A 7,211-nucleotide genomic window follows, 5' to 3' on the forward strand; every position below is an offset into this window, starting at 1 on the left:
GCCCGACCTCGACGACGGCGACGTCGACCGGCGCGTCCGCGAACGCCGCGAACGCCATTGCGGTACCCACCTCGAACTTGCTCATCTTCGGGCCGCCGGCGGCTTCGGACTGCTCGTCGACCATCTGCACGTACGGTTCGATGTCGCGATAGGTGTCGACGTAGGTGCGAGGCGAGATCGGTGCCCCGTCGATGCTGATCCGTTCCGTGGCGAGCTGCAGGTGCGGGCTCGTGGTGCGACCGGTGCGGTGATGCATCCGGGTCAGCAACGCATCGATCATTCGCGTCACCGAGGTCTTGCCGTTCGTGCCGGCGACATGGATCGACGGGTAGTTGCGCTGAGGGGAACCGAGAATGTCCATCAGCGCGGAGATCCGCGTGAGGGACGGCTCGATCGTCGTCTCGGGCCAGCGCTTGTCGAGTTCCGCCTCGACGAGTGTCAGCTCCGCGAGATCGACCGGGGACGGCGCCCCGGGCTTGTCGGTGCTCACGCCTGACCCAGCTCCTTCAGCCGCGCGTTGATGCGGGCGATCTCCTCTTCGGCGATCTGCTTGCGGGCGGTGATCTTCTCGACGACCGGCGCCGGCGCCTTCGCGAGGAACGCCTCGTTCCCGAGCTTGCCGGACGTGCCCGCCAGCTCCTTCTCGGCAGCAACGAGATCCTTACGGAGTCGGGCGATCTCGGCTCCGACATCGACGGTGCCGGAGGTATCCAGTTCGACCGTGACCGTCGCGCGCGACAACCGCACTTCGACCGACGCGGTCGCGGCGAACCCGTCCTCGGGTTCGGTCAGCCGGGCCAGCGACCGCACGGACGGAATCTGTCCGGTGAGGTCGGCAGCGCCGATCTCGGCCATCCGCGCGGCCACCTTCTGAGACGGTTTGAGTCCCTGGTCGCTACGGAACCGGCGGATCTCGGTCACGAGCTTCTGCATGTCCTCGATACGCCGCGCGGCGTCGAGGTCGGCGGGCACCTCACGTGCGGTCGGCCACGACGCGATCACCAGCGACTCACCGCCGCTGAGCACCTTCCACAGTGTTTCGGTGACGAACGGGATCACCGGGTGCAGCATGCGCAGCAGGACGTCGAGGACGACCCCGAGCACAACCTTGGTGTTTCCCGCCTGCGGACCGTTGTCCGCGAGTTGCACCTTGGCGAGCTCGAGATACCAGTCGCACACCTCGTCCCACGCGAAGTGGTACAGCGTCTCGCACGCCTTCGAGAACTCGAACTTCTCGAACGCCTCGTCGACGTCGATGCGAACCTGCTCGAGCCGGTCGAGGATCCACCGGTCGGCGTCGGTCAATTCGGCGCGTACGGGCAGCTCCGCGACAACCGCGCCGTTCATGAGCGCGAACTTGGTGGCGTTGAACAGTTTGTTCGCGAAGTTGCGCGACGACTGGGCATGATCTTCGCCGACCGCGAGGTCACTGCCCGGATTCGCGCCACGCGCGAGGGTGAAGCGCAGCGCGTCGGCGCCGAAGCGGTCGACCCAGTCGAGCGGATCGATGCCGTTGCCGCGCGACTTCGACATCTTCTTGCCGAACTGGTCGCGCACCAGACCGTGCAGGAAAAGGTGCTTGAACGGAACCTTCGGTGAAACTTCCCCGCCGCTTCGCTCGCCCCGGTCGCGCAAGACCTCGTCACCCGCGACATACGTGCCGAACATCATCATCCGGGCGACCCAGAAGAACAGGATGTCGTAGCCGGTGACCAGAACGCTGGTGGGATAGAACTTTTCGAGTTCGGGGGTGTTGTCGGGCCAGCCCATCGTGGAGAACGGCCACAGCCCGGAGGAGAACCACGTGTCGAGCACGTCGGGGTCCTGCTCCCAGCCTTCGGGGGCGGTCTCGTCGGGACCGAAACATGCGACCTCGCCGTCGGGTCCGTACCAGATCGGGATGCGATGGCCCCACCACAGCTGCCGGGAGATGCACCAGTCGTGCATGTTGTCGATCCACGCGAACCAGCGCGGCTCCTGACTGGCCGGGTGGATCACGGTGTCGCCGTTGCGAACCGCGTCGCCGGCAGCCCGGGCGAGGCCGTCGACCTTGACCCACCACTGCATCGACAGACGTGGCTCGATGGTCTCGCCGGAGCGCTCGGAGTGGCCGACGCTGTGGAGATAGGGGCGCTTCTCCGCGACGACACGCCCCTGCTCCGCGAGCTCCTCGCGGATCTTCACGCGTGCTTCGAAGCGGTCCATGCCGTCGAAACGCGTTCCGCTGTCGGCGATCTTGCCGGATTTGTCCATGATGGTGGGCATCGGCAGGTTGTGCCGCAGCCCCATCTCGAAGTCGTTGGGGTCGTGCGCGGGGGTGATCTTCACTGCGCCGGTACCGAATTCGGGGTCGACGTACTCGTCGGCGATGATGGGGATCTGCCGGCCGGTGATCGGATGCTCGAGGGTGGTGCCCAGCAGGTGCCGATAGCGCTCGTCGTCGGGATGCACCGCGACCGCGGTATCACCGAGCATGGTCTCGACGCGGGTGGTCGCGACGATCACGTGCGGCTCGTCATCGCGCAGCGATCCGTAGCGCAGCGACACGAGTTCGCCTTCGACCTCCTCGAACTTGACCTCGATGTCGGAGATCGCCGTCTGCAGTACGGGCGACCAGTTCACCAGGCGCTCGGCCCGGTAGATCAGGCCGTCGTCGTACATGCGCTTGAAGATGGTCTGCACCGCCCGCGACAGGCCGTCGTCCATGGTGAAGCGGTCGCGGGACCAGTCGACACCGTCACCGATGCGCCGCATCTGCCCCTGGATGGTGCCGCCGGACTCGCGCTTCCAATCCCACACCTTGTCGATGAACAGTTCGCGGCCGAAGTCTTCCTTCGTTTTGCCGTCGACCGCCAGCTGCTTCTCGACGACCGTCTGTGTCGCGATACCGGCGTGGTCCATGCCGGGCAGCCACAGCACCTCGAAACCCTGCATGCGCTTGCGGCGGGTCAGCGCATCCATCAGGGTGTGGTCGAGCGCGTGCCCCATGTGGAGGCTGCCGGTCACGTTCGGCGGCGGCAGCACGATGGAGTAGCCGGGCTTGTCGCTGGTCGGATCGGCGCGGAAGTACCCGGCATCTACCCAGCCCTGATAAAGCTCGGCCTCGACAGCGCTGGGGTCCCAGCTCTTGGGGAGGGCATCGGCGGGATTCTGCGGGTTCTCTGGCGCACTGGTCACCACGCAATCGTAAGCGGCTCCCCCAAATCGCCAGGACACCGCCCGCTCAGCCCAGCACCTCCGGTAGTGGCATCGACCGCCCCAGGACGTGTTCGGACAGGAATGCCTCGACTGTTCGGTACCAGACCTCGGCGTGCTGCGGGGTCAGGATCCAGTGGTTCTCCGACGGGAAGTACAGAAAGCGGTGAACGGTGTTGCCGTCGTCCTCGGCGGGCAGACCGGACTCGTTGAGCAGCTCGTACCACAGCCGCAGCCCTTCACCGATCGGCACGCGGTAGTCCTTGTCGCCGTGGATGACCAGCATCGGCGTGACGATGCGCGCGACATACAGGTGCGGCGAGTTGTCCACCGCCATTTCCGGTGTCATCTCGCGTTGCCAGTACCAGGCGACGTCGGTGGTCGGTGCGAATTGGTCGAGTGCCCACAGGCTCGCGTGGGTAACGATCGCGCGGAAGCGGTCGGTGTGGCCCGCGATCCAATTGGCCATGTATCCACCGAACGAGCCGCCCATCACCGCGGTGCGGTCGGCGTCGATGTCGGGTCGTGCGACGGTCGCGTCGGTGATCGTCATCAGGTCGGTGTAGGGCTCCGCGCCCCAACGACCCCACCCGCGCCGCACGAAGTCGTCACCGTACCCGGTCGACAGCGCCGGATCGGGCAACAACACCGCATATCCGCGGGCTACGAGCAGCCACGGATTCCACCGCCACGACCACGTGTTCCAACTGCTCAGCGGTCCACCGTGCACCCAGAGCAGCAGCGGTACGGGTGTGTCCGCGGAGGCGGTGTACGGGAGGGTGAGCCAGCCCCGTAGCGGCGTACCGTCGGCGGCCGTCGTGTCGATCTCGGTGAGCCGACCGGGAAGCTCGGGCGGTGCGGAGGGTGCCCGTAGCGCCGTGACGCGGCCGGTGTCCTCACCGGTCATGCCGATCCGCACCGGGTGCGCAGGCATGGCGTACGACGCGCGCAATGCATAGAGGGACGCGCCGTCGGGTGCGACACGGACGTCGGTGTACGCAGCGTCGTCGCTGGTCACCGCTTCGGCAGCGGCGTCACCGAGCCGCAGCCGGAAGATCGGTGCGCGACCGCGGTCGTCGGCGGTGACCACGAGACCCGCATTGTCGGGCAGCCAGGCGACCGACGTGGGCCGGCGGTCCCAGTCCGGCGCTTCGATGCTGGTGGTGCCCGCCGCGACGTCGAGGACCCGCACCGTCACGCGGGGCGGGGTCTCCGGGTCGCCGACGGATTCGTGCAGATAGGCGACTCGGGTGCCGTCCGGAGAGATCGCCGGGTGGGACACATCACCTGTCTCGTCGTCGACGAGCGGTACGCGCAGTCCCGTGTGGAGATCGATGCGCACGAGCGTGATGCGGCGGGACGCGAGGGGTGCGGGGACGGTCCAGGTGGACGCGGCAAACGATCCGTCTGCCGCGACGTCGAGTTCCGCGTCCCGCAAGGCACCCCGGAGTCCCGGCGTCAGATCCTTCAGTGCGCCGTCGGCACCCACGTCGAGCAGATGCGGCTGGTCGGGTCCGAGGTCGTGGTCCCAGTAGCGGATCGGGTATCCCGTGTGCAGGATCGCGGACACCGACCGGTCCTTCCGCGCGTCACGGATGCGCTCGTCGTCGCTGTCGCTGTGGCCGAGCACCGCTGCCGTGACGACCGTGCGCGGGGCCGCAGCGGCGGTGTGCACCGTCGCGATGCCGCCCTTACGGGTCGCGAGTTGTTCGGCTTCACCGCCCGCCGCCGGTAGCCGCCACAGCGCTACGGGCGCATCGTCCTCGCCGCGCGCAGCGGTGAACAGCAGATCACCCGTCGCGGTGAAGGTCGGGTTCGACTCGCCCTTGTCCCCATGGGTGAGCCTGCGCGCGGGTGCCTCGCCCGTCGGGTCGATCTCCCACAGCGCCTCGACGTAGCGGGTCTTCTTGTCGTCCGGAACCGCTTGGGCCACCACTACGCGATTGCCGTCCGGGGACAGCGCCAGGGTGGTGACGCGTGGCAGTGCCAGGTAGAGGTCGAGATCGTCGAACGCCGTCATAGGAAGAACAGTAGTGACGCTGCACCGGCCATCTGCGTAGGCGTGGCGGGTCGGTTGTTAGCCTGATCGTCCGGCAACAGTTTCGGAATTTTTCGTCTCCCCACATCGAATGGAGAACGCACAGTGGTCGATCTCGCATACGTCATTGCCGGTTCGGAAGCGACCGGCGGCGCCGGCCTGCAGGTCGACCTCAAGACGTTCCAGCAGCTCGGGGTGTACGGCGTCGGCACCACCACGTGCATCGTGTCGTTCGATCCGAAGAACAACTGGGCCCACCGATTCGTGCCGATCGCGCCGGAGGTGATCGCCGACCAGATGGAGGCCGCGACCGCCGCCCACGACCTCGATGTCGTCAAGATCGGGATGCTCGGCACACCGGCAACGATCGACGTGGTCGCCGACAGTCTTTCCAAGCAGAGCTGGCGGCACGTGGTCCTCGACCCCGTGCTGATCTGCAAGGGTCAGGAAGCCGGCGCCGCCCTCGACACCGACAACGCGCTGCGCACGCAAATCCTGCCGCACGCGACCGTGGTCACGCCGAATCTGTTCGAGGCGCGCACCCTGTCGGGTATGGACAGCATCGGCTCCGTCGACGACCTGGTCGAGGCCGCGCGCCGCATCCACGACCTGGGCCCGAAGTACGTCGTCGCGAAGGGCGGGGTCGAACTCGCGGGCGACGACGCGGTCGATGTGCTGTTCGACGGCACGGACGTCACCCTCCTCACCGCTCCGAAGATCGGCAACGAGCGCGTGTCGGGTGCGGGCTGCACGCTGGCCGCGGCCATCACGGCCGAGCTCGCGAAGGGCACCGTGCCCGCTGCGGCCGTGGCGATCGCGAAGGATTTCGTGACCAACGGCATCAAGGGCCGGGTGTCGGCGCACACCCCGTTCGACACCGTCTGGCAGGGTGCTTGATCCGAGAAGGACGATGAAAGTGCGTGCCGCACCGCTTGTCTGCCGCGCCGCGCCGACACGATGACGTCAGCGAGGCTGCCGCCACATCGACCAGAGCGTCGGTCCACCGTTCGGTACGACGATCTCGCCGGTCACCTCGAACCCGAACCTCTGGTAGTACGGGATGTTCGCTTCTTTGCTCGATTCGAGATAGGCGGGCGCGTGTTCCGCGTCCACGCGGTCGAGTCGTGAGGTCAGCAGCGACTTTCCGTATCCGGCACCGCGCGCGTCAGCGGATGTCCCGAGCGTGGACAGATACCAGTGCGGTTCCTCCGGATGGGACGCGTCGAGCAGGTCGTCGACCTGCCGCCCCACTGCGATGTTCCGGCCGAGCGCGGCGAGGAATCCGGGCAGCAGCCGCAGCGTGGTCCACCTCCCGGGGCGCCACTCCCCTGGTGGCGCCCACATGGCCACACCTCCGGCACGTCCGTTCGCTTCGGCGATCTCGGTGGCACCCAGCGGCACCATGTGATGGCGGGCGTCGGCCGCGAAGAAGCGCGCCAGTCTGCGGAGGCGGTGCTCTTCGGGAACCATCCAGGTGAAGACCGGGTCGTCGAGGAAGGCATCTGCGAGCACCTCGGCGAGCGCCGGAACGTCTCTGCCGATTGCGGTCCTCACTGTGACAGTCATATCCGCAGCCTACGACGGCGAAATTTTACTTCGCTGTCACGCAAGCACGCTGCTCGACGGCATCTCGAGCGACCCGGCGGCCGTCGACAGGTCGCGCGAACGCAGCAGCCGGCCTCAGGCGCGGGGTACCCGGACGATGTCACCCGGGCGAATCACATTCGGATCGGGGATCGTGTGCGGGTTGGCCGCAGCGAGGCGATGATACAAATTGCCCGACCCGTAGTGCTGCGTCGATATTGCCCAGAGCGTCTCACCGGACTTCACCACGTGCTCCAGGTAATTTTGAGGCTCTCTTGTCATGAATGTGGATGGGTGCCCATGTGGTACGGGAGGTCAAGGGTGACGGGTCCGCAGGTGAGCATGACCATCGCGAGTGCGTTCTCGGCGCTGTGGAATCCGTAGGCCCGGCGGA

At 67.1% G+C, this 7,211-nt stretch carries 4 protein-coding genes and 1 pseudogene; 1 reads left to right on the plus strand and 4 read right to left on the minus strand.

Going from position 1 to position 7,211, the window contains the following annotated elements; translation table 11 throughout:
* From Q8814_RS23215 to Q8814_RS23225, 3 genes and pseudogenes are all read right to left on the minus strand, one after another.
* Window positions 1-490: pseudogene (locus tag Q8814_RS23215) on the minus strand (dihydrofolate synthase); the annotation flags it as partial.
* The gene (locus Q8814_RS23220; protein ID WP_330154331.1) at window positions 487-3,180 is read right to left on the minus strand and encodes a valine--tRNA ligase; all 2,694 of its coding nucleotides are present in this window, start codon (window positions 3,178-3,180) and stop codon (window positions 487-489) included. The gene Q8814_RS23220 and the pseudogene Q8814_RS23215, both read right to left, overlap by 4 nt.
* A 43-nt stretch (window positions 3,181-3,223) precedes the next feature.
* A complete protein-coding gene (locus Q8814_RS23225; RefSeq protein ID WP_330154332.1) occupies window positions 3,224-5,215 on the minus strand; it encodes an alpha/beta fold hydrolase in 1,992 nt (663 codons plus the stop codon).
* Window positions 5,216-5,338: 123 nt separating this feature from the next.
* Between Q8814_RS23225 and thiD the strand changes: the two genes are divergently transcribed.
* Entirely contained in the window at window positions 5,339-6,130 is a 792-nt protein-coding gene (thiD, locus tag Q8814_RS23230; RefSeq protein ID WP_330154333.1) for a bifunctional hydroxymethylpyrimidine kinase/phosphomethylpyrimidine kinase, read from the plus strand.
* A 66-nt stretch (window positions 6,131-6,196) separates the two neighbouring features.
* Here thiD and Q8814_RS23235 read toward each other — a convergent pair whose 3' ends face one another.
* A complete protein-coding gene (locus Q8814_RS23235) occupies window positions 6,197-6,799 on the minus strand; it encodes a GNAT family N-acetyltransferase (RefSeq protein WP_330154334.1) in 603 nt (200 codons plus the stop codon).
* Window positions 6,800-7,211: the final 412 nt, after the last annotated feature.

It is taken from the genome of Rhodococcus chondri (genome assembly GCF_036327435.1).
GTDB classification, from domain to species: domain Bacteria; phylum Actinomycetota; class Actinomycetes; order Mycobacteriales; family Mycobacteriaceae; genus Rhodococcus; species Rhodococcus chondri.

What these genes read in the sequence shown, in the direction of transcription:
- Q8814_RS23225 (WP_330154332.1), bottom strand. Translation starts at nt 5,215, where the DNA reads ATGACGGCGTTCGACGATCTCGACCTCTACCTGGCACTGCCACGCGTC.
- Q8814_RS23235 (WP_330154334.1), bottom strand. Translation starts at nt 6,799, where the DNA reads ATGACTGTCACAGTGAGGACCGCAATCGGCAGAGACGTTCCGGCGCTC.